Source organism: Halobaculum rubrum, from assembly GCF_019880225.1.
Lineage (GTDB): Archaea > Halobacteriota > Halobacteria > Halobacteriales > Haloferacaceae > Halobaculum > Halobaculum rubrum.
Map to the genome: position 1 here is coordinate 1549902 of NZ_CP082284.1, position 19810 is coordinate 1569711.

At 70.3% G+C, this 19810-nt stretch carries 22 protein-coding genes and 3 tRNA genes; 12 read left to right on the forward strand and 13 right to left on the reverse strand.

The genetic code is table 11. From position 1 onward, the window contains the following. Window positions 1–46 precede the first annotated feature (46 nt). The gene (gene yciH, locus K6T25_RS08085; protein ID WP_073307091.1) at window positions 47–340 is read left to right on the forward strand and encodes a stress response translation initiation inhibitor YciH; all 294 of its coding nucleotides are present in this window, start codon (window positions 47–49) and stop codon (window positions 338–340) included. Between the two features lie 196 nt (window positions 341–536). Continuing rightward, entirely contained in the window at window positions 537–2690 is a 2154-nt protein-coding gene (locus K6T25_RS08090; RefSeq protein ID WP_222913051.1) for a CARDB domain-containing protein, read from the forward strand. Here K6T25_RS08090 and K6T25_RS08095 read toward each other — a convergent pair. The 7 genes from K6T25_RS08095 to K6T25_RS08125 all read right to left on the reverse strand — a co-directional run bounded on the left by K6T25_RS08095 (window position 2679) and on the right by K6T25_RS08125 (window position 8398). Further along, window positions 2679–3053, reverse strand: a complete 375-nt coding sequence (locus K6T25_RS08095; RefSeq protein WP_222913054.1) for a rhodanese-like domain-containing protein — start codon at window positions 3051–3053, stop codon at window positions 2679–2681. The two genes, K6T25_RS08090 and K6T25_RS08095, sit on opposite strands and share 12 nt — an antisense overlap. 80 nt (window positions 3054–3133) lie before the next feature. Further along, a complete protein-coding gene (locus tag K6T25_RS08100; protein WP_225917844.1) occupies window positions 3134–3646 on the reverse strand; it encodes an NUDIX hydrolase in 513 nt (170 codons plus the stop codon). Between the two features lie 113 nt (window positions 3647–3759). Further along, the gene (locus tag K6T25_RS08105; protein WP_222913057.1) at window positions 3760–4161 is read right to left on the reverse strand and encodes a hypothetical protein; all 402 of its coding nucleotides are present in this window, start codon (window positions 4159–4161) and stop codon (window positions 3760–3762) included. A 31-nt stretch (window positions 4162–4192) separates the two neighbouring features. After that, complete coding sequence (locus tag K6T25_RS08110; protein ID WP_222913059.1) at window positions 4193–4720, reverse strand: DUF5809 family protein; 528 nt, start codon at window positions 4718–4720, stop codon at window positions 4193–4195. A gap of 56 nt (window positions 4721–4776) precedes the next feature. Beyond that, window positions 4777–5223, reverse strand: a complete 447-nt coding sequence (locus tag K6T25_RS08115; protein WP_222913062.1) for a DUF5810 domain-containing protein — start codon at window positions 5221–5223, stop codon at window positions 4777–4779. Window positions 5224–5324: 101 nt separating this feature from the next. Further along, on the reverse strand, window positions 5325–5915 hold the full coding sequence (locus tag K6T25_RS08120; protein ID WP_225917712.1) for a GNAT family N-acetyltransferase: 591 nt from the start codon (window positions 5913–5915) through the stop codon (window positions 5325–5327). Window positions 5916–6412: 497 nt separating this feature from the next. Continuing rightward, the gene (locus tag K6T25_RS08125; protein ID WP_222913064.1) at window positions 6413–8398 is read right to left on the reverse strand and encodes an aconitate hydratase; all 1986 of its coding nucleotides are present in this window, start codon (window positions 8396–8398) and stop codon (window positions 6413–6415) included. 229 nt (window positions 8399–8627) lie between these two features. Here K6T25_RS08125 and K6T25_RS08130 point away from each other — a divergent pair, with 229 nt between their 5' ends. After that, window positions 8628–9086 (forward strand): deoxyuridine 5'-triphosphate nucleotidohydrolase, encoded by a 459-nt coding sequence (locus tag K6T25_RS08130; RefSeq protein ID WP_222913066.1) that lies wholly within the window; start codon window positions 8628–8630, stop codon window positions 9084–9086. Between the two features lie 318 nt (window positions 9087–9404). Here the strand turns inward: K6T25_RS08130 and K6T25_RS08135 are convergent. Next, window positions 9405–9512: transfer RNA gene (locus K6T25_RS08135), tRNA-Lys, on the reverse strand. 111 nt (window positions 9513–9623) lie between these two features. Here K6T25_RS08135 and K6T25_RS08140 point away from each other — a divergent pair. Continuing rightward, window positions 9624–10934, forward strand: a complete 1311-nt coding sequence (locus K6T25_RS08140; protein ID WP_222913068.1) for a M20/M25/M40 family metallo-hydrolase — start codon at window positions 9624–9626, stop codon at window positions 10932–10934. 38 nt (window positions 10935–10972) lie between these two features. On the opposite strand, the gene K6T25_RS08145 is transcribed toward K6T25_RS08140, so the two are convergent. Continuing rightward, the gene (locus K6T25_RS08145) at window positions 10973–11668 is read right to left on the reverse strand and encodes a DUF7119 family protein (RefSeq protein WP_222913070.1); all 696 of its coding nucleotides are present in this window, start codon (window positions 11666–11668) and stop codon (window positions 10973–10975) included. A 149-nt stretch (window positions 11669–11817) separates the two neighbouring features. On the opposite strand from K6T25_RS08145, the gene K6T25_RS08150 reads away from it, so the two are divergent. Together K6T25_RS08150 and K6T25_RS08155 are read left to right on the forward strand one after the other, a co-directional pair. Beyond that, a complete protein-coding gene (locus K6T25_RS08150) occupies window positions 11818–12447 on the forward strand; it encodes a non-canonical purine NTP pyrophosphatase (protein WP_222913072.1) in 630 nt (209 codons plus the stop codon). Window positions 12448–12600: 153 nt separating this feature from the next. Continuing rightward, complete coding sequence (locus K6T25_RS08155; protein ID WP_222913074.1) at window positions 12601–13323, forward strand: Nmad3 family putative nucleotide modification protein; 723 nt, start codon at window positions 12601–12603, stop codon at window positions 13321–13323. 40 nt (window positions 13324–13363) lie between these two features. Here the strand turns inward: K6T25_RS08155 and K6T25_RS08160 are convergent, their stop codons facing one another. Further along, window positions 13364–13624 carry a hypothetical protein gene (locus tag K6T25_RS08160; protein ID WP_222913076.1) on the reverse strand — a complete coding sequence of 87 codons (261 nt, stop codon included), beginning with the start codon at window positions 13622–13624 and terminating at the stop codon, window positions 13364–13366. A gap of 213 nt (window positions 13625–13837) precedes the next feature. Next, window positions 13838–13908, reverse strand: a tRNA-Gly gene (locus tag K6T25_RS08165). A gap of 234 nt (window positions 13909–14142) precedes the next feature. Between K6T25_RS08165 and K6T25_RS08170 the strand changes: the two genes are divergently transcribed. Together K6T25_RS08170 and K6T25_RS08175 are read left to right on the forward strand one after the other, a co-directional pair. After that, a complete protein-coding gene (locus K6T25_RS08170; RefSeq protein WP_222913078.1) occupies window positions 14143–14976 on the forward strand; it encodes an NAD+ synthase in 834 nt (277 codons plus the stop codon). Window positions 14977–15103: 127 nt separating this feature from the next. Continuing rightward, window positions 15104–16462 carry a hypothetical protein gene (locus tag K6T25_RS08175; RefSeq protein WP_222913079.1) on the forward strand — a complete coding sequence of 453 codons (1359 nt, stop codon included), beginning with the start codon at window positions 15104–15106 and terminating at the stop codon, window positions 16460–16462. Window positions 16463–16497: 35 nt separating this feature from the next. Here the strand turns inward: K6T25_RS08175 and K6T25_RS08180 are convergent, their stop codons facing one another. After that, window positions 16498–17079, reverse strand: a complete 582-nt coding sequence (locus K6T25_RS08180) for a thioredoxin-like domain-containing protein (protein ID WP_222913080.1) — start codon at window positions 17077–17079, stop codon at window positions 16498–16500. Window positions 17080–17124: 45 nt separating this feature from the next. Next, complete coding sequence (locus K6T25_RS08185) at window positions 17125–17805, reverse strand: enoyl-CoA hydratase/isomerase family protein (protein ID WP_222913082.1); 681 nt, start codon at window positions 17803–17805, stop codon at window positions 17125–17127. 60 nt (window positions 17806–17865) lie between these two features. Between K6T25_RS08185 and K6T25_RS08190 the strand changes: the two genes are divergently transcribed. From K6T25_RS08190 to K6T25_RS15555, 4 genes are all read left to right on the forward strand, one after another. Next, window positions 17866–18531: a DUF7114 family protein gene (locus tag K6T25_RS08190; RefSeq protein ID WP_222913083.1), complete on the forward strand. Its 666-nt coding sequence runs from the start codon at window positions 17866–17868 to the stop codon at window positions 18529–18531. A gap of 116 nt (window positions 18532–18647) precedes the next feature. Further along, a tRNA-Thr gene (locus K6T25_RS08195) sits at window positions 18648–18719 on the forward strand. A 354-nt stretch (window positions 18720–19073) separates the two neighbouring features. Next, window positions 19074–19355 carry a ribbon-helix-helix domain-containing protein gene (locus K6T25_RS08200; RefSeq protein WP_222913085.1) on the forward strand — a complete coding sequence of 94 codons (282 nt, stop codon included), beginning with the start codon at window positions 19074–19076 and terminating at the stop codon, window positions 19353–19355. A 52-nt stretch (window positions 19356–19407) separates the two neighbouring features. Continuing rightward, the gene (locus K6T25_RS15555; RefSeq protein ID WP_225917845.1) at window positions 19408–19632 is read left to right on the forward strand and encodes a type II toxin-antitoxin system RelE family toxin; all 225 of its coding nucleotides are present in this window, start codon (window positions 19408–19410) and stop codon (window positions 19630–19632) included. Window positions 19633–19810 lie beyond the last annotated feature (178 nt).

Here is a 19810-nt window from a genome sequence, read left to right on the forward strand (position 1 = left end):
ACACCCGACAGGATTTAATACGGCGCTCTTGTACGTTCGACCGGAAATGTCCGAGGTATGCTCGACGTGCGGACTGCCTGAGGAACTCTGCGTCTGCGAGGACGTCGCCAAGGAGTCCCAGGAGATCTCGATCCGTATCGACGAGCGCAGGTACGGCAAGGAGGTAACGGTCATCGAAGGATTCGATCCCAAGGACGTGGACATGGACTCGCTGTCGAGCGATCTGAAGTCCAAGTTCGCCTGCGGCGGCACCGTCGAGGACGGCGCCATCGAGCTGCAGGGGAACCACAGCGGCCGCGTCGAGGGGTTCCTCCGCGACAAGGGGTTCAACGTCGCGTGACCATCGGGCCGACCTGACACCCGCACTCGAGCAGTCGCGATTCGTTCCTTCGTTTTCCGCGTCGCCAGCGACTGGACCCCCTCGCACGCGACGGCCGGCGTTCCCGGGTCGTCGCTGTGGGTCGTCGCCTGACCCGGTGTCGCTCCCGTCACACGCACGCCAACGGCTTTAGGTGGCGTCGACCTACTCCCGGCAGATGCAGCAACGAGGCCTCGCCGTGGTCGCCGTCGTCGTGCTGATCTCGTCGCTCGTCGCGCCCGCAGTCGCGATCGATCCGGCGTCGGCGACCGGGCAGCCGACCGCAGTCGGCAGCTTCACCGGGCCTGCCGATATCGACGCGCCTGCGACGACTCCCGCCGCCTCGCTCGCCGACGGCGACGACATCCGCCTCACGACGACGCTCGCGCTCACCCCGGACAGCCCGGGGTCGGTCGCGGTCACGCTGCGGTTCGACGTTCCCGACCGCGTCACCGCGGTCGAGGCGACGATCGCCGCCGACGCCGAGGCGGTGACGACCGAGGGCTTCTCCGCGACCGAGGGCGACACCTACGAGTGGGACGGGGAGACGGCGACGCCGACGATCCGGTACCGGCTGCCGGCGAACCGAACCGCGGCCACCGGACGGCTCGACCGGCTCGGACCGCGATCGGCAGGACCGAGTCCGGACGGCGTCTCGGGCACGGCTGCCGGCGATACGGGGTACCTGTTCGTCGACACCGGTCCCTGGGCGCTCGTGTCGCTGCCGGGGACGAGCCTCTCGTGGCGCTACCGCGGCGAGACGGTGGGGCTCTCGCGCGAGGCGACGACCGCCGGCCCCGGCGCCGTCGGCGACCGCGTCGCGTTCCTCGGCGAGCACGCCGTCCGCGAGCGAACCGCCAACGGCCAGACGTTTCGGCTGGTCGTCCCCGCGGCGTCGGACGGCGCGATGACGGTTCGGCCCGAACGGGTGCTCGACTCGTTTGCGGCGGCGTCGGGCGACCTCCGCGTCGGCGACCGCGACGAGTCGGTGTTCGTTGTCGCCGCGCCGACGGGCGTCGACTGGGCGGTTCGCGGGCTCCAGACGGGCGATTCGGACGCGTGGGTGCGCGCGGACGAACCGCTCGATGACCCGCAAAGCGCGTGGCTCCACGAGTACGTCCACACGCGCCAGTCGTTCGCGACGACCGCCGAGACGCGCTGGCTGACGGAGGGGTCGGCCGATTACTACGCCGCGCTGCTCGCGCTGCGGCAGGGGCTGACCGACTTCCCGGCGTTCGCCGACCACCTCGAACGCGGCGCCGAGGCGCCGTACGGGGACGACGTGCTCGCGGACCCGGGCACGTGGACGACGGGGACTCCGTACCGGAAGGGCTCGCTCGTCGCCGGCGAGACCGACCGCCGGATCCGGCTGGCCAGCGACGGCGGCGCCACCTTCGCGACGGTGGTCGCGCGCCTGAACGCCGAGTCCGAGCCGATCTCCGGGGACCGATTCCGGGCGCTCGTCGCCGACGCGGGCGACGAGTCGGTCGCCGACGAGACCGGGCGATACGTCCGGACGGACGCCGCGCCCGGCATGTGGTCGGCGTCGGCCCACGAGGCGGCGTTCGGGACGCCCGTGGCCCGCATCGCGGTCGACCCGCCGGCGCGGGTCGCCGTCGAGGGTCCGTTCCGGAACACGAGTCTCGCGCCGCCCGTCACGGTCGCCGTCGGGGAGTCGCTGACCGTCCCCGTCGCCGTCTCGAACGTCGGCGGCGCCGCCGGCGACTACCGGGTCGCGCTCGCGGCGAACGACCGGACGGTCGACGCCGCGAACGGCACCCTCGCGGCCGGCGGGAACGCGACCGTGCCGCTGTCGTGGACGCCGACCGAGCCCGGGACGTACGCGGTGACTGTGCGCGGGCGCACCTACGAGGTGTTCGTCGAGGAGCCGTCGACGCCCTCGGTCGCCTCGGTGTCGGTGAATCGCACGACCGTCCCGGCCGGGGACGGCGTGTCGGTGACCGCCGAGGTCGTCGCCGAGGGACCGGTCCCCGCCGAGGGCGACCTCGCCGTTCGCGTCGACGGCGAGACGGTCGCGACCGAGCGCGTCCGCGTCGGTCCCGGCGAGGCCACGACGCTTCGCGTCACGATCCGCGTCGACGAGCCGGGCGCTCACACCGTGTCCGTCGGCGACGCGGGCGCGTCGTTCACCGTCGAGTCCGCGGACGGTGGAGACGGCACTGAGAGAACCGATTCCACGAACGGGGCCGACGACGGGCGAGCGGGCGGGACCGCCGCCCCCGTCCCGGGATTCGGATTCGGCGCGGCCGCGGCGTCGCTGGCGGTCGCACTCGCGGTTGCGCTCCTGACGAGGCGCCGATCAGAAGGGTGACTGCGGGCCGTCGTCGGCCGCGGCGGCGGCGCCGTCCGTGTCCGACGCGCCGGCCTCCAGTTCGCCGCCCCAAGCGTTCAGTCCCCCCGCCATGCTCTCGACGACCGCGTCGGTCGTCCCCTCGAAGGAGGCGATGAGCCGGGCCGCCTGGACGCTTGACTCCCCGTGCGGGCACACCGTCACGATGCGCTCGCTCCCCGAGAGCGACGCCACTCGGGTCGGGAGCTGGTTGAGCGGGATGTTCTCGGAGCCGGGGATGTGGCCGCGCGTGTACGCCCCCGGCGAGCGGATGTCGACGACGCGGATGTCCGCGTCCTCGGCGAGGAGTCGCTCGACCTCCTCGGGCGTGATCTCGCCGTCCATGTCCATGGGGTGCCGTCGCCCGGGGAAAAGCGCTCCGCCGGCGGCGATCCGTGGCGCTCCGTCGCGGTCGCGACGCTCCGCTACAGCAACCCCTCCTCGCGAGCGAGCAGGACACCCTCCAGCGTCGCGTCGTTCGTCGGCGGCGAGCGAACCACGCCGACCGCCTCGTCGACGGGGACGGTTCGCGGGACGAGGTACTCGTTGTCGTCGAGATCCTGTCCGACGGGCTCCAGCCCCTCGGCGAAGACGAACCCGCGGGTGTGCCTGAGCAGCCCGGTCGTGCACTGCACCTCCCCGAGCAGCGAGAGGGAATCCGCCTCGAACCCGGTTTCCTCGCGGAGCTCTCGTCGGCCCGCGGCGGTGTACGACTCCCCGCTCTCGACGATGCCCGCGGGGAGCTCCAGCTGCGTGTTGCGGACGGTCGGCCGGTACTGTTCGACCAGCAGGAGGTCCTCGCCGGCGCGGGCGACGACGACCACCGCCGTCGCCAACTCCGACCAGTAGTACCGCTTCGTCGAGCCGTCGGGATGCTCTACCAGGTCGTAGCCGGCGGTCTGCCAGCCGGTCTCGTACTCCACCACCGTCTCCAGCACGGGCCAGTCGGGCTCGCCCGGCCAGTCGTGGCGGCGGCCGTCGTCGAACTCGGGCTCGTCGCTCGTCCACGTCGCATCGGATCCGCGCGTCTCGTCGGTTCGTGTCTCGTCGCTCACGGGTGGACGACGGTTACGCGGTAGCGGGTATCGTTGTACCGGACGAGGACGGCGTCGCCGTCGACGGCGTCCGGCGGCGCGAACTCTCTGAACGTCGCCAGTTCGTCGAACGGCGAGTGCGTGAACTCCTCTTTCAGGCCGTACGACCCCCGCCGGTACGCTTCGGAGCGGCCGTCGCTCGACTCGACGGCCGAGAGGAAGTACTGGAACCGCCGCTCGGCGACGCCGCCCTCGGTCGCGTTCAGCTCGTAGGCCGGGCCGTCGGCCTCGGCCACGGGGGTCGCCTCCAGGTAGTACGGGTCGCCGGCGCCGAGATACGAGGGGAGCGCCCCGAGCGCGAGCAGTCCGACGAGCACGACGAGGACTGCCGCGAGGAACGTCCGCGTAGCCGGTCGCATGGACGCGGTAGGGGCCGACGGCGAAAACCCGTTACGGCTCCCCCGACCCGTCGTTCGTTCCCGGCTCGATCCCGGCCTCGTCGTCACCGTCGCGTTCCCCACTGTCCACGACCGGTCGGTACGCCCGGCCGAACGCACGCCGCCGGAGCGTTCCGAGTGCGGCCTCGCGCTCGGCCTGCCACGTCGCCGCGACGACGGGCTTGGTGCGCTCGCTTCGCTCGCCCTCGCCTTCGCCGTCGGGCGCGAACGCGACCGGGTGCCAGACGACGTTGTCGACGTTGTCGCTGCCGGCCACGTCGGACTCGTACTCCGGATGGTCGTCAAGCCACGCCTCGTACTCCTCGCGCGTGCCGACGTGAACGCGAAGCAGCGACGCGAACAGGGCGTCGCGGACGGTCTCGATCACCTCGCCGGTGACGCGCTCGGCGTACTCCTCGCGGTCGAACGCCATCGCCCTCGTCGCCTCGCGGACGGCGACCTTCGCGGCGGGCACGAGCGTGTCGTACTCCTCGCGCGCGGCCGCCGGCGTCGCCGGCGCGAGCGTCCCTTCGGTGTCCATACCCGCCGCTGGGAGCGTGCGAGTCAAGAGTCGTTCCCTTCTCGAACCGAGAGCGGCTACTCCTCGTCGGCGGGTTCGTCGCCGCCGGTCCCGCCGCCGCCGTCCCCGTCCGCGCTCTCCTCGTCGAGCCCGTACATCTCCTCGGTCAGCTCCTGCGCCTCCTCCAGAACGGACTCGACGGCCTCGTCGACGACCGCCTCCGCGGCGCCGCTCGTCGAGTCGCCGGTCACGTCGGGACGCGCCGCGTCGTCGTGTTGGTGGTCGCGATGGCCGTGCCCTCCGCCGGTGGTGTCCTCGAACACCTCGTCGTACTCGGTCTCCTCGGCGAACTCGGTCACCGAAGACGCCAGATCCGCCGGGGTGCGGTCGCCCCAGTCGTCGACGCGCTCGTCCAGCCAGCCCTCGTGCTCGTCGCCGTGGAGCATGGCCGTGAACGCCAGGTGGTTCGCGAGGTGCTCGCCGTCGCGCTGGGGCGTCTCACACACCGGACAGGCGTATCCCATATCCCGGATGGGGCGCCGAGCGTGAAAACGGCTGCCGTCCGCGGCCGTCGCTCGAAGCGCCGCCGAAGCGCTGTCGGCCGGGATCTCGCCCGATCGAAGGCTTACGGCCCGCCCGCGTTGCGCTCGCGGACCCACTCGCCAAGATCCAGCCGCATCACGAACGCCGCCTCGCCGTCGCCGTAGTACCGCGGGATCCGCCGCGCCGGCCGGAACCCCTCGTCGGCGTACAGCGACTGCGCCCGGTGATTCGTCTCGCGCACCTCCAACTTCACCACACTCGCGCCCGCGGCCGCCAACTCCGACAGCGACGCCCGGAGCAGGCGGCGGCCGAGCCCCTCTCCCTGCATGCCGGGGTGAACGGCTACGTCCTTGATGTGGCCGATGTCCCGGCCGTGGTTCGGCGTCACGTCGCCGACGACGTAGCCGAGCACGTCGCCGGCGTCGATTCCCGCGGTTCCCCCGCTCCCGGTCGCAGCATCCCGACCGCCGTCGTGGCTGCCCTCGGTGTCACCTTCGGCGACGAGGAACCCGGGGGCATCGAGCAGTCCCTCGAACGCGGCGTACGGCCACGGCTGCGTGAACACGGCCTTCTCGATGCGGAACACGCCGAGCAGGTCCGCCCGGTCGGCCGGGCGGATCCGGACCCCGCTGTCAGCGTTGTCGCCGGTGGCCGAGCCGCGCGAGGTGGTCACGGACGCCCCTTTGGAAGTGGTAGGGATAAGTGGATTGGCGGATCGGCGGTCGAAACTGGCGAAGAAGGGACTGTTTCGGTCCGGTGTGGTGCGGTCGACGTATCGTCCCGCGAGCGAGGCCGGAGGCCGAGCGAGCGGCCTTTTGATCATCATCAGAGCCGCGGTGCGGTTCCGATCCGCAGTCGGATTCTCCGAATCCGGCCGCATAAACGAGTTTTGCGGGGGTTTGGTTGCAGTCGCTCGAGAGGCTCGAAGCGCCTCTCGTGATGCCCCCAGATCCGACGGACCTGGCTGCTAACCAGACGCCAACGGCGTCTGGTAACGACGAGAGACGACTCCGCCGTCTCTCGAACCACGCGCTGCTTCGCGGCGTGCGAGGAAATCTCTCCGAAAACGTGGTCGTTCGTGGGCGACTCGGGCCCCGCGGCCTCACTCCGTTCGGCCGCGGACACCTCATCGTCGTTCTTCGGAGACGCTCGCTTCGCCCGCGTCTCGCCTCAGTCGTCGGCGGGCGCCGCGCCGCTGCCGGTGTCGTGCTGCTGTTTCGTCCACGAGAGCTTCCCGCCGGCCGCGAGGATCTCGCGCTCGCGCTCGGAGGCGTCGAGGTGCGCCGTGGCCTCCCAGTCGTCGTTCACGCGGACCGTGAACTCGGTGGCGCCGTTGCGGACGCCCTCGCCCACGTCGTCGACGATCTCGATGTCGTCGCCCTGGTCGATGTTCTCGTACGTCTCCTCGTCGATGGTGAGCGGGACGAGGCCGAAGTTGAACAGGTTCGCCTTGTGGATGCGGGCGAAGCTCTCCGCGAGCACGCCCTCGACGCCGAGGAACATCGGGCACAGGGCCGCGTGTTCACGCGAGGAGCCCTGCCCGTAGTTCTCGCCGGCGACGAGGAAGCCGCCGTCGGCGTCCAGCGCGCGCTGTGCGAACGTGTCGTCGACGCGCGAGAGCGTGAACTCCGAGAGCTTCTCGATGTTCGAGCGGAACTTGAGGATGTCCGCCGTCGCCGGGATGATGTGGTCGGTCGTGATGTTGTCCTCCATCTTCAGGAGCGCCTCGCCCTCGATGTCGGAGGCGAGCTCGTCCTTCAGGGGGACGTCGCCGATGTTCGGCCCCTTGATGAGGCCGTCGTCGACGGACTCGTCGGGGCTGATGATGTCCGGGTCGGACTCGCCCATGCCGGGGCCGTACTTCGTCCCCATCTCGAGGCCGGGTGCCTCGAGGTCGCCGAGCTCGTCGGCCAGGTCTCGCGGGTCGACGATCTCGCCGGTGATGGCCGCCGCCGTGGCGACCTCGGGCGAGCACAGGTACACCGAGTCGTCCTCGATGCCCGAGCGGCCCTCGAAGTTGCGGTTGAACGTCCGCAGCGAGACGGAGTCGGAGGCGGGCACGTGGCCGATGCCGATACAGGCACCACACGTCGCCTCCGAGAAGTTGACGCCGGCGGCCATCATCTCCGCGGTCCAGCCCTCGCGGGCCAGCATCTCGGAGGCCTGCTTGGAGCCGGGCGCGACGATCATCTCGGTCTTCTTGGCGACCTCGCGGCCCTCGATCATCTTCGCGCCGGGGAGGATGTCCTCGTAGGCGCCGTTCGTACAGGAGCCGATGATGACCTGCTCGACGTCCTCGCCCGCGACCTCGCGGACGGGCACGACGTTGTCGGGCATCGACGGCGTCGCGATGAGCGGCTCGAGATCCGAGAGGTCGACCTCGATGGTCTCGGCGTACTCGGCGTCCTCGTCGGGCGTCAGCTCGACGTACTCCTCCTCGCGGTCCTGGCGCGCGAGCCAGTCTTTCGTCTTCTCGTCGGTGCCGAAGATCGAGGAGGTCGCGCCCAGCTCGGTGCCGAGGTTCGTGATGGTCGTCCGCTCGGGGATCGTGAGGTTGTCGACGCCGGATCCGGTGTACTCGAGTACCTTGCCCACGCCGCCCTTGACGGTCAGCTCGCCCAGCAGGTGGAGCGCGATGTCCTTCGCGGTCGCCCACTCGGGGAGCTCGCCCTCGAGCTGGACGTTGACAACCTCGGGCATCTCGACGTAGTAGGGGCCGCCGCCCATCGCTACGGCGATGTCGAGGCCGCCCGCGCCGATGGCGAACTGGCCGAGACCGCCGGGGGTCGGCGTGTGCGAGTCCGAGCCCAGCAGGGTCTTGCCGGGCGCCGCGAAGTTCTCCTTGTGGACCTGGTGGCAGATGCCGTTCCCGGGCCGGGAGAAGTACGCGCCGAAGGTTCCCGCCGCCGAGCGGAGGAAGCGGTGGTCGTCGGTGTTCTTGAAGTCGAACTGGTACGTCTGGTGGTCACAGTACTGCGCGGCCAGTTCCGTCTGGACCTCGTCGAGGTCGAGCGCCTCGAACTGCAGCCACACCATCGTCCCCGTCGTGTCCTGCGTAAGGACCTGGTCGATCTCAATTCCGATCTCCTCGCCGGGTGTCAGCTCACCCTCGACGAGGTGATCGTCGAGAATCTGCTCCGTGATCGTCTGTCCCATATCGTCCGCATATCCTCGCTCGGCGGATATAAATCCGGCGAGTTTCCACCCCGACGTTCGTGATAGACCGACGCTCCCTCCGGTAATTTTTGCACAGTCGACGCGAGTATTGCCTCGTATTCTGTCCGAATGATCCGTCTACGGATCTGTTCGTGGACAACCGAAACCCGGTCGTACCAGTCGGTTTCCGACCGGCGGGCTTTTCGGTCGGCCTGTCTCTCCCTCGGGTATGTTCGAATCGGGACCGACCGTCGCCGATCACGTCGACCCCGTCGACGACGACCAGATCCAGCCGAACGGCGTCGACTTGACGGTTGCCGCGCTGTACGACCAAGCGGAAGCCGGGCGGATCACACGCGACGGGAAGCACGTCGGCGACCGGCGGGAGATCGACCCCGAGGACGGCCTGTACCGACTCGACCCCGGAACATACGTCCTGCAGTACGGCGAGCGCCTGCGGATTCCGGACGACCACGTCGGCTTCGTCTACCCGCGGTCGACGCTGCTTCGCAACTCCTGCATGCTGAACACCGCAGTGTGGGACGCCGGGTACGAGGGTCGCGGTGAGGGGCTCCTCCAGGTCGGCCACCGGATCGAGATCGAACCCGGCGCCCGCGTCGCGCAGTTCGTCCTCGCGGCCGCCGACCACGAGGGTCACTACGACGGCATGTACCACGGGGAGGGATAGGCCCCGGCGCCCCGGACTCCCCCGAGTCGTTCACTGCTTACCTGATGTTCTCAGGAATAGCGGGCTGGAAGGGATTCGAACCACGTCGCCGGCTCGCCCCGCTCGCCGTCGTCTACTTCGAATTCCTCGGACGCGGTCTGCTCGGCGGAGACGACTCGCTCCGCTCGTCGTCTCGGGCGCCTCACAAGAACGGGCTGGGAGGGATCCGAACCACGCCGCCGGCTCGCTCCGCTCGCCGTCGTCTACTTCGAATCCCTCGGACGCCGTTCGTGCGCCGCGGCTCCTCTCTTCGCTCGTCGCCGGTGCGGCGCACAGAAGCGGGCTGGGAGGGATTCGAACCCCCGACCGTCCGGTGTCTTCCCCGCACGCACGCGCCGTCCGAACGGGTTAAAAGCCGGACGCTCTCCCTAACTGAGCTACCAGCCCTCACCCGGTCTTACTGTCGTGCGCGCATAAGCGTTTACGAATGGCGACACCGACGGCGACCCGACCGCCGCCACCCACACGCCCTTGCCACCGGCGGTCGATCGACACCGCATGACCGTTCCGGCCCTGCGGGACCTCACGACCCGGCTGTGCTCGTTCGAGACGACCGACGGCAACGAGGCGGCCGCCGCCGAGTGGCTCCGAGACCGCCTCGCGGACGCCGGCCTCGAGACGTACACGTGGGAAGCCGACCCCGAGCGACTCGCCGAGCACCCCTCGTTCCCGGACGACCCCGCGGACATCGACGCCGCGGGCCGCCCGAGCGTCGCGGGCGTCCTCGAGTTCGGCGACCCGGACGCCGGCCGAACGCTCGTGCTCAACGGCCACCTCGACGTGGTGCCAGCGGACGACGACCTCTGGACGAGCGACCCGTTCGACCCCGTGTGGGGCGAGGCCGGGGACGGCGCGGAAACGCTCACCTGCCGCGGCGCCGCCGACATGAAAGCCGCCGTCGCCGCCTGCGTCCACGCCGCCGTCGACCTCCGGGAGGGGGTCGAGTCCGGCGATCTCGATCTCGACGGTCGGGTCGTCGTCGAGGCGGTCGCCGGGGAGGAGGAAGGCGGTATCGGCGCGGCCGCGGCAGCGCTCGACTCGCCGTACCCGTTCGACCGCGACGCCGCCCTCGTCGCGGAGCCGACGGAGCTCCGCGCCGTCACCGCGACGGAGGGAACCGTCATGAAGCGCCTTCGGATCGCGGGCCGGAGCGCCCACGCCGCGACGCGGTGGAACGGCGTCGACACGCTCCCGCTGTTCGAGACGATCAGGCGGGCGTTCATGAAACTTGAAACCGAGCGGTGCGAGCGCGTCACCCATCCGCTGTACGAGTCGTTCGACGTGCCGTGGCCGATCGTCTGCGGCCGGGTCGAGGCGGGGTCGTGGGCGTCGACCGTGCCGGGAACGCTGACCGCCGAGTGGCGGATCGGGGTCGCACCCGGCGAGACGGTCGACGAGGTGGAGGCGGAGTTCGAGGCCCGACTCGCCGAGGTGGTCGCGGACGACGAGTGGCTCTCCGAGCACCCGCCCGAGTTCGACCGCTTCTCGATCATGTTCGAGCCCGCCGAGATCGGCGCCGACGAGCCCGTCGTCCGGTCGTTGCAGGCGGCGATGACCGACGCCGGTGTGTCCGACACCGCTCCCGCGGGGGCGACGTACGGCGCGGACAACCGACACTACATCGCCGCCGGGGTTCCGACGGTCGTGTTCGGCCCCGGGAGCATCGACCAGGCCCACTTCCCCGACGAGACGATCCGCTGGCCGGAGGTGGAGACGGCCCGAAACGTGATCCGCGACACCGCCGAGCGGTTCCTCGGCGGCAACGATAGCGACGGCACTGACCACAGTAACGGAACGAACGGGCGATAAAGCGACATTGTACGACAGCTCGGACGTCCCGGGGAGACTCAGAGATCTCGGTACTCGTCGAGCGCGTCGGCGATCACGTCGCCCGGGTCCCGGTTCTCCAGCGACGCGCGGTCCCGGAGCCACCGATAGACATCGGGTGGCAGGTCGGCTCTGAGCTCGCCGGGGCTGCCGCCCTCGGCTCGGAGGGCCGCTTCCGGGGAGTCGCCGTCGTTGATCGCGCTGGCCGCGCGGCGCACCTCGCGGACGGTGAGGTCCGCATCGAGCACGGCCCACGCGAGGTCGAAGCGCGCGTCGCCGGCGACGCGCGCGATGTGCTTGGCGGCAGTCGGCGCGATGTGCCCGCGGGCGACGTGCCGGCGGACCGACTCGGGGAGGTCGTGCACGCGCGCCCACTTGCGGATGAACGACACCTGGACGCCGTCGCCGGCGGCCTCGGCGGCCGTCTTGTACGATCCGTGTCCGCGAACGAGCGCGGCGCAGGCGGCCGCCCCGCGCAACATAACGACGTTGTCGTCGCCGGCGACGGCCTCGCTGGCGAACCGTCGGACGGTGTCGGCCGCCCGCTCGAGGCTCTCGGGGTCGCCGGGATCGAAGCGTGCGGCCCGTTCGGCGCGCTCGCCGGTGACGGCCGGATCGCCGCGGACGACGGGCTCGCCGATCTCCGCCTCGCGGTCGGCGCGACGGCGCCGCTCGCCGTTGCCGTCGTGGCCGTCTCCGGGCCGCTCGTGACTCATCGTCCATTCGTGGGCTCTACCGCCTCAAAAGGGTCCCGGGGGTGGCTGTCCCTGCCGTCATCTGTGACGCCGAACGGGAGTCGACCACCCGGCGTCTCGTGGCCTCGATACATCGACGCCGCTTTGCCCGGGCCGCTCCGAGCGCGGGTATGCTCCGCTACGTCACGACGAACCCGGGAAAGGTCCGCGAGGCCCGCGAGTACCTCGGCGACGAGGTGTCACAACTCGACTTCGACTACACCGAGATCCAAGCACCCGATCTCGCGCCCATCGCCGCCCACGGCGCCCGCGAGGCGTACCGCCACGCCGGCGAGCCCGTCCTCGTCGACGACGCCGGGCTGTTCGTCCGCGGATTCGACGGCTTTCCCGGCCCGTACTCCGCGTACGTCGAAGACACGATCGGCGTCGAGGCCGTCCGACGGCTCGTCGACGCCGAGCTCGACGACCGTCGCGCCGAGTTCCGCTGTGTGCTCGCGTACTGCGACGGCGAGCAGTTCGACGCCAGCCCCGACCCTGTCGACCGCGACGAGCGCGTCGTCGCGGCCGCAACCGGGGCCGAGCGCGGCGACGAGGAGACGGAGCCGCTTCCGGTGAAGCTGTTCGAGGGCGTCGTCCGCGGCGAGATCGTCGAGGCGCGCGGCGACGGCGGCTTCGGCTACGACCCGATCTTCGCGTACGACGGATCGACGCTCGCCGAGATGGACGCCGCCGAGAAGAACGCGATCTCCCATCGCGGGCGGGCGTTGGAGAAGTTCGGGGAGTGGTTCCAGGAACGGTAGTTCCTGGAAGTAGACGAGACCCGAGCGAAGCGAGGATCTCGGCGTGGTTCGCTGAGCGATAGCGAGGCAAACTACGGAGGACAAGCGAGCGAAGCGACACGGATCCGTGCCGTGAACGCCGACGCTAAGCCGTCGCCGTCGCAACGCGAGCGCATGTCCCGCGCGGTCGCCATCAACGTCGCCGCCAACACGAACCTCCCGGGTCGCTGCGGGCCGGTGTACCCGGACGGCTCGTTCGTGTACGTCCCGATCCCCGATCGCGAGCCGACGGCCGAACCGGTCCCTACCTACGAGGACCTCGACCTCGCGGCGTACGTTCCCGACGACGCGGTCGATCTGCCCGTTCATGTCGATCCGGAGTTCGCGGGCGCGCTCGGCCGCGAGTCGTACACCTACGGCGACCCGCACGGCGTCAAAGCCGGTCCGATCTCGGGACTGGAACCAGGGGACTCTCTGTTGTTCTACGCGACGTTGACCGTCCACGGGGACGAGCACGACCGAGCCGAGTGGCTCCCGCCGGAGTGGGGCTGTTTCCTGATCGGGGAGTTCCGGGTCGCGGAGGTCCTCACCGGCGACGAGTATCGGGAGGGCAACGCCGCGACCCGGGACCGGTTCGCCTCGAACGCCCACGCTCGACGGGAGTCGTTCGACGCGGCCGTGCTCGTCCGCGGCGATCCCGAGGGCTCGCGGCTGTTCGACCGCGCGGTCCCGCTGTCGACCCCCGCCGGCGGCACCGACGCGAACCGGCTGGTCACCGAGCTCTCGAACGACTCCGGGAAGGGACCGTGGTGGCGGCGCGTCCTCCGCTACGACGCCGACGCGACCGCGACGCTGCGCGAGCGGATCGACGCGGACCCGGCCGACTGGCCGGCGTGACCCGAGACGGTTGTTCCGGCCGGCCCGCTGACGACGATCGCTACCCGATCACGCTGTGGTGGTAGGCCCACCCCCACACGAAGGTGAGGACGACGAGGAGGCCCACGGCAGCCACGCCCGCCACCGTGTCCGTCGCGCTCGTTACGCCGACGCGGTCGACGAGCTGGACTCCCGCCGTGCTGGCGTACGCCACGAGGTCGCGCGTGCTCACGAAGTGCTTCAGGACGTCCTTCAGGTACGAGGCGGACACCATCGCCGCCAGCGCGGCGATCGCGTGCGAGACTCCGGTTCGGTGGGGCATACGTCGCTGTGGTCACGTCGGGGTGATATAGGTTGCCGCCGGTGAAGGGGGTGCTCGGCGTCGCGTCCGGCGACGGCGTGGCCGTTTCGTTCGAGCCTCGGAAGAATGCGCCGTCCGGGAATTGAACCACGCCGAGACGTGCTCGCTTCGCTGTGTGCGACTCGTCTACTTCAATTCCCGTCGGCGATTTCGCCTCGCTTCGCTCGGCAGAAATGCGCCGTCCGGGAATTGAACCCGGGCTATTAGCTTGGGAAGCTAATGTCCTACCACTGGACCAACGGCGCGCTCGTTCGTTTCACTCACTCGCGCCCCGAGGCTCGCGATTCCTCCGGAATCGCTCACCAACGGCGCTCGTCTGCTCGGGATCTCCGACCGGCGGGGCGCTCGTGTGTATTACGCCCTTTCCCATCGCAACACTTCAACTAATCGGTCGCCGGCGTCGCCGCGGAACTGGACGCGCGTCCACGATCCGTGGTCACGAGGGAACTATTTGTTCGACGGCGACCTACCCGGAGCCGATGAGCGAATCCGTCCTGTTGGAGGAGGAATCGACCCCGTTGGACCTGCGGTTCTCCGCCGCCGAACTCGACCGGGTGCACGGGCACGTCACCGACTTCATCGCCGAGCAGGTCGACGCCGCGGGGGCGGAGGGGGCGGTGCTCGGGCTCTCCGGCGGGATCGACTCGACGACGGTCGCGTACCTCGCGGCCGACGCGCTCGGCGCCGAGAACCTCCGCGGGCTGGTGATGCCGGGGTCGGTCAACGCCGACGAGAACATGGGCGACGCCGAGCGCGTCGCCGAGGATCTCGGCATCGAGCACGACGTGATCGAGATCGAACCCATCGCCGAGGCGTTCTACGACGCGCTCCCGGCGGCGGCCGACGAGAAGATGGCCGAGAGCAACGTCCGCGTGCGCGTCCGAGCAGTCTGCAACTACTTCGCCGCCAACGCCGACGGCCGCCTCGTGCTCGGGACGGGCAACCGCAGCGAGGCGCTCACGGGCTACTTCACGAAGTACGGCGACGGGGCGGTCGACTGCCATCCCCTCGGGAACCTCTACAAACAGCAGGTACGGCAGCTCGCCGCCCACGCCGGCGTTCCACACGACCTCGTGATGAAGACGCCCTCGGCGGAGATGTGGGCCGGCCAGACCGACGAGGCGGAACTGGGGCTCGACTACGACACGCTCGATGCGGTGCTCGCGCTCCACGTCGACGGGCCGCTGTCGACGGCCGCCACCGTCCGCAAGCTCGACGTGACCGAGGAACAGGTCGCCCGGGTCGAGGAACTGTACGAGTCCTCGAAACACAAGCGCGCGGTGCCGCCCGCGCCCGCCGAGTTGACGCTGTAGCGCCGCCGGACGCGTCCGGGGCGCGTTGATCTCCTCCGGCCCTCACCGCCCGGCGTCGGTCTCCCCCGGATCCGACCGCCCGATAGCTGGGAGAAAGGATTTACCGCCGGGAGCGGACCTGCCGGGCGTGTCCCCCTTCCATTTCCCCTCCCCCCGTGCCGCCGTCGCGCTCGCGCTCGCGGCCCTGTTCGTCGCGGGCGGCGTCGCCGTCCCGGCGCTCGCCAGCCCGGCCCCGGTTTCGGCGTGTTCGCCGTGCGACGACGGGTTCGTCCACGCCGCCGCGGAGCACGGGCTCGACACCGGCGTCGCAGAGAGCGAGGCGACCGTCCGCGTCCACCGCAATGACTCCGCGACGTGGCGGGTTCGCGTCGTTCCGACGAACGAGTCCGCGCTGAACCGCCTCGCCGAGAACGAGTCGCTCGCCCGCGCCGTCGCCGGCGACAGCTTCGGCGTCCGCTACGGCGGCGGGATCGACGGCCGGCTCCTCGCGGCCGACGTTCGCGACGGCGCGTTCCTGGTCCGGTACCGCACGTCCGGCGTCGTCGATGAGGGCCCGCTCGGAACGAGCGTGTTGACCTACTTCCGTGACGACCCCGGCGGGTACGTCTACACGGACCTCGGCGCGGACGAACTGACCGTCGTCGGCCCCGAGGGAACGACCGTCGCTCGCGGGTTCGGCGAGGTCGAGGGCCGCCGGATGACCGCGACCGCGCTCCCGGACGCCCGCGACGGCCCGTTCGTCGTCTTCGCCCCGACGGGAACGCCCGCCCCCGGACTCGTCGGGACGCTCGCGGTTCTGGAGGCGCTCGCCGGCGTCGTCGCCCGCAACCTCCTCGCGTTCGTCCTCGTCCCCGGCGGCGTCGCCGTCGGCGGACTGGTCGCCCTCCGTCGGGTCGCCGATCCCGCTCGCGATCGCGACCCGCGGCGTCTCGGCGGCGCCGTCGCCGTCGGCGGAGCCGTCGTCGTCGTCGCGACGCTCGTCGCCGAGGGGGGCGTACTACTCGGGGTGACCGGAAACCTCCTGGTCGGCGTCGCCGTCGGAACGGTTCCCCTCGGACTCGGCGTGGCTGTCGCCGTCACCGCGACACGGCGGACGCTCACCGTCCGTCGGCTGCTTGGCGTCGGCGTCGTCCTCGCAGCGGTGGTCGCCGCGGGCGGCGCCCCCGCGCTCGGCGGCGATGTTCACGCCGCGCTCGCGCTGGGCGGGGCGCTCCTGCCGGCGGTCGCGGCGATCGGGCGTGCTGACGCGGTCGGTGGGGACGGCACCCGAACGGTCGCCGCGCTGGGGGTCGTGCTGTTCGCGGCGCTCCTCGTGCTCGCCCCGCTGACGGCGCTGGGCGGGACGCTGTTCCTGCTCGGTCCCGTCCTGCTGACGCTTGCGGCCGGCGCGTTCGTCCTCGCGGCGGTTCCGCTGTACCTCCTCGGCGGAGCCAGCGTCGGGGCGGACCCGGGGACGTCGACCCCGGACCGTCGGACCTCGGCGTGAGCGGCCGCGGTATCGGACCGAATTCCTGAACCGTGTTACCGAACCGGGTTCTCGGGGCCACGCCCGAGATACTCGGCGGCGAACGCCCGAACGACGTCCGCGTCGTACTCGTCCATCCGGAGGAGGTGACGCCACGCGGTGAGCGCGTACGGTGTCTCCGGGTCGTCGTACGGGTACGGCATCGCGACGAAGCCCCTCCAGGTCCCGGTGTGGTCGTTCGCCCACGACCGGAGGTTCGATCGGGCCTCGTCGGTCAGCGCGTTCGGCGCGTAGTACGCGACGATCGCGCCGTGTTCGAGCGTGTGGACGACGTCGCCCATCGACTGTGGCTCCTCGTAGAACCCCGCGTCGACGACGCCGCTGTAGTGGGGCCCGGAGGTTGGCGGTCGTGTGCTGTAGTCGACCTCGGTACCGCGCTGAACGTGTTGGTTGCCTTGGTTGGGGAACGACTCAACGTCCGCGAGCAGTTCGGGATCGCCGTTTTCGGGCAGCGACGTCTCGCCGCCACCGCCCCCGAGACAGCCGGCGAGCGCGGCGAGGGCGCCGGCGCCGACGACGCCGAGGGTCCGGCGTCTGGAGAGCGAGGAGTGGTCCGCCAAATCGTGTCCGTCGGTCATACCCGAGATACGCGGCCGCCAGGATTCAACTGTTGTGGTGCCGGGTCACTCGCCGAACCGCTCGCCGTGGAGTCGCGCGAACGCCTCGCGCTCGTCGGGCGCCGTCTCGTCGCCGCGGGCGCCGGCGCGAACGAGCCGCTTCACGGCGGCGAGCGCCTCGGGATCGTTGCCGGCGACCTCCCGTGCGACGGTCGACGGGTCCGAGACGACCCGAGAGACGAGCCCGATCTCCCGGGCCTCCTCGGCGTCGACGACCCGCGCGGAGCAGGCGATGTCGAGCGCGACGCCCTCGCCGACGACGCGCGGGAGCCGTGCGGTGCCACCCCACGCGCCGAACAGCCCGAAGGAGACGCCCGTCTCGGCGAACGTCGCCGCCGGCGTCGCGACCCGGAGGTCGCACGCGAGCGCCAGCTCCACGCCGCCGCCGCGGGCCGCCCCGTCGACGCCGGCGATCACGACCGGATCGGCCGACTCGATCGCGTCGGCGACGCGCTGCCCGTGCCCCGCGAACGCGGCGGGATCGTCCAGCGATTCGACCACGCCGAGGTCGGCGCCGGCACAGAAGGCGGAGCCGGCGCCCCGCAGCAGCACCACCGGTTCCGTCGCGTCGACGACGGCTCGCTCCAGCGCGTCGAGCGCCTCCGGCGTGAGGGCGTTTCGGGCCTCGGGGCGGTCGATCGTCACGGTCCGGTACGCCCCGTCGGCGGCCCGTTCAGTGCGGATCACGGGGCGGGATAGCCCCCCGTTTCCAAAGGTCTTTGCGTGTGCCGGGTCTACCGAACGTCGATGGATGACGCCGTGCGGACTCGGGCCGCAGCGGAGCGGGCGGTCGGCGACGTCGAGCCGGCGGCGCTCCGGAGCGCGCTGACCGACCGCTTCGACGACGCGGAGATGACGCCCGGAGCGCTCACGCTTGTATCGGCCCGCGCACTCGACCCCGATGTCGACCTGTCCGGCATCGAGGACCACGCCGCCGGCGTCCAGCTCATTTACGAGGGACTGCGACTTACTCGCGAGCTCTCACAGACGGAGCCGTGGGCGGGCGTCGACCTCGGCGCGACCGGCGATATCGACGCCGATCTCGACGTGCTCGCGGCGGACGTGTCCGTCTCGCGGGGGTTCTATCTCCTCGCCAGGACGGCCGCCGCGGAGAAGGCCGTCGAGACGGTCAGGGCGTTCGGTCGCGACCAGACGCTCCGCCGCGACGCGGACGCCGAGGGCGCCGCGGCGCTGGACCGCAACCTGGAGGCCGACGTGTTCGAGCTCGCGCTCGTCGCCGGCACGGCCGCCGTCGGCGCGTCCGCGCCCGCGGACCTGCTGTCGTACGCCGCCGAGCTCGCCGCCGGCGACGACGACCGCATGCCCGCTGTGGGCGCGCTTCCCGACTCGACGGGCGATCGGATCGCCGCCCTCGCCGACGAGGAGCGCGTGGCGTCGTCGGCCGACCCGTGATGGAGGGCCGGACGGGGCGCGACCTCGCTCGTCCGGTCGGCGTCCCGTGATACTGTCTGTCTGTGGCGGGACCCAATCGTAACGCATAAAGACGGCTCCCGGCTATCCATATCCGCGCCTGGGTAGCTTAGCGGTAAAGCGCGTCCTTGGTAAGGACGAGAGCGCGGGTTCAAATCCCGCCCTAGGCTCTTTCCTCCGTACACCGCTTGTCGCACACTTTTCCGGCAACACTCGTTTGAACGAAACCCGTTCACGATTCGTCTCTCTCGCTAAACAGGGCATCCATCGCCGTATTGCGATTCGCCAATCCGTCAGGAAACACAAACTAATTCACTGACAGCAGTGGGATAGACTCGAAATCGACCGAGGGCACGTCCCCTCAAGCGATACTCCTGATCTCGCTAATCAACGCTCACAGATGGAAGAATGGATCTTAGTCAGGAATGTGATAGAACACCCTCGATGCGGTTATCCACGACGGTTACGTGGCGAGGAGGATTCCGCCGAAACGACTATCGGTAACACCAGCGTATTACGTCTATATGTCCGAAGCGGTCACAAACGACGACGGCGGGGACGACATCGCCACGGTGAATTTCAAACTCACCGAGTCGTTCCTCGAACAGATAGACGATACGTGGCAGGGGCGCGGGTTCAACAGTCGAAGCGAGTTCATCCGGTACACGCTTCGAGACGCCGTCGAGTTCCCGACGTTCGACCGCGACGAACTCGTCGCCCTGCTCGAAGCCGAGGAGGACATCCGCGAGGGACGGACGACGAGCGCCGAGGAGGCCCGCGAGCGATTCGGCACGAGCGACGAGTGACGACGGGTGGGCGTGGGAACTCTCACCGACGGCCGAAGACGACCTCGACGGACTGTCCCCCGCCGACCAAGACCGGATACTCGACAAGCTCGATGAGATCGTCTCCTCGCCGTGGCGCGACCCGCCGGACTACGGTGAACCGCTCCAGAACAGCCCGTACAAGAAAATCCGCATCGGGGAGTTCCGGCTCTCCGTGAGTTTCCGGCAGAACGACGGAAAGCTCGTTGTCGCACGTATCAAGCGTCGTGGCGGCGCGTACACCGCTGACGACGACTAAGCGACGAAATACCCTCGATGTGGGGAGTCCCTTCGGTAAGTACAGAGGGTGAGTCTATCGTGGGTCAAACGCATAGTAGACGATTACCATCGTAACTCCCATCATCACTGCGTGGACAGTGGTCAGCCCCCAACAACAGGCTCCCAACGAATACCCCGAAGAAACTCGCAATACCAAC

What these genes read in the sequence shown, in the direction of transcription:
- yciH (WP_073307091.1), top strand. Translation starts at nt 47, where the DNA reads ATGTCCGAGGTATGCTCGACGTGCGGACTGCCTGAGGAACTCTGCGTC.
- K6T25_RS08090 (WP_222913051.1), top strand. Translation starts at nt 537, where the DNA reads ATGCAGCAACGAGGCCTCGCCGTGGTCGCCGTCGTCGTGCTGATCTCG.
- K6T25_RS08095 (WP_222913054.1), bottom strand. Translation starts at nt 3,053, where the DNA reads ATGGACGGCGAGATCACGCCCGAGGAGGTCGAGCGACTCCTCGCCGAG.
- K6T25_RS08105 (WP_222913057.1), bottom strand. Translation starts at nt 4,161, where the DNA reads ATGCGACCGGCTACGCGGACGTTCCTCGCGGCAGTCCTCGTCGTGCTC.
- K6T25_RS08110 (WP_222913059.1), bottom strand. Translation starts at nt 4,720, where the DNA reads ATGGACACCGAAGGGACGCTCGCGCCGGCGACGCCGGCGGCCGCGCGC.
- K6T25_RS08115 (WP_222913062.1), bottom strand. Translation starts at nt 5,223, where the DNA reads ATGGGATACGCCTGTCCGGTGTGTGAGACGCCCCAGCGCGACGGCGAG.
- K6T25_RS08125 (WP_222913064.1), bottom strand. Translation starts at nt 8,398, where the DNA reads ATGGGACAGACGATCACGGAGCAGATTCTCGACGATCACCTCGTCGAG.
- K6T25_RS08130 (WP_222913066.1), top strand. Translation starts at nt 8,628, where the DNA reads ATGTTCGAATCGGGACCGACCGTCGCCGATCACGTCGACCCCGTCGAC.
- K6T25_RS08140 (WP_222913068.1), top strand. Translation starts at nt 9,624, where the DNA reads ATGACCGTTCCGGCCCTGCGGGACCTCACGACCCGGCTGTGCTCGTTC.
- K6T25_RS08145 (WP_222913070.1), bottom strand. Translation starts at nt 11,668, where the DNA reads ATGAGTCACGAGCGGCCCGGAGACGGCCACGACGGCAACGGCGAGCGG.
- K6T25_RS08150 (WP_222913072.1), top strand. Translation starts at nt 11,818, where the DNA reads ATGCTCCGCTACGTCACGACGAACCCGGGAAAGGTCCGCGAGGCCCGC.
- K6T25_RS08155 (WP_222913074.1), top strand. Translation starts at nt 12,601, where the DNA reads ATGTCCCGCGCGGTCGCCATCAACGTCGCCGCCAACACGAACCTCCCG.
- K6T25_RS08160 (WP_222913076.1), bottom strand. Translation starts at nt 13,624, where the DNA reads ATGCCCCACCGAACCGGAGTCTCGCACGCGATCGCCGCGCTGGCGGCG.
- K6T25_RS08170 (WP_222913078.1), top strand. Translation starts at nt 14,143, where the DNA reads ATGAGCGAATCCGTCCTGTTGGAGGAGGAATCGACCCCGTTGGACCTG.
- K6T25_RS08180 (WP_222913080.1), bottom strand. Translation starts at nt 17,079, where the DNA reads ATGACCGACGGACACGATTTGGCGGACCACTCCTCGCTCTCCAGACGC.
- K6T25_RS08190 (WP_222913083.1), top strand. Translation starts at nt 17,866, where the DNA reads ATGGATGACGCCGTGCGGACTCGGGCCGCAGCGGAGCGGGCGGTCGGC.
- K6T25_RS08200 (WP_222913085.1), top strand. Translation starts at nt 19,074, where the DNA reads ATGTCCGAAGCGGTCACAAACGACGACGGCGGGGACGACATCGCCACG.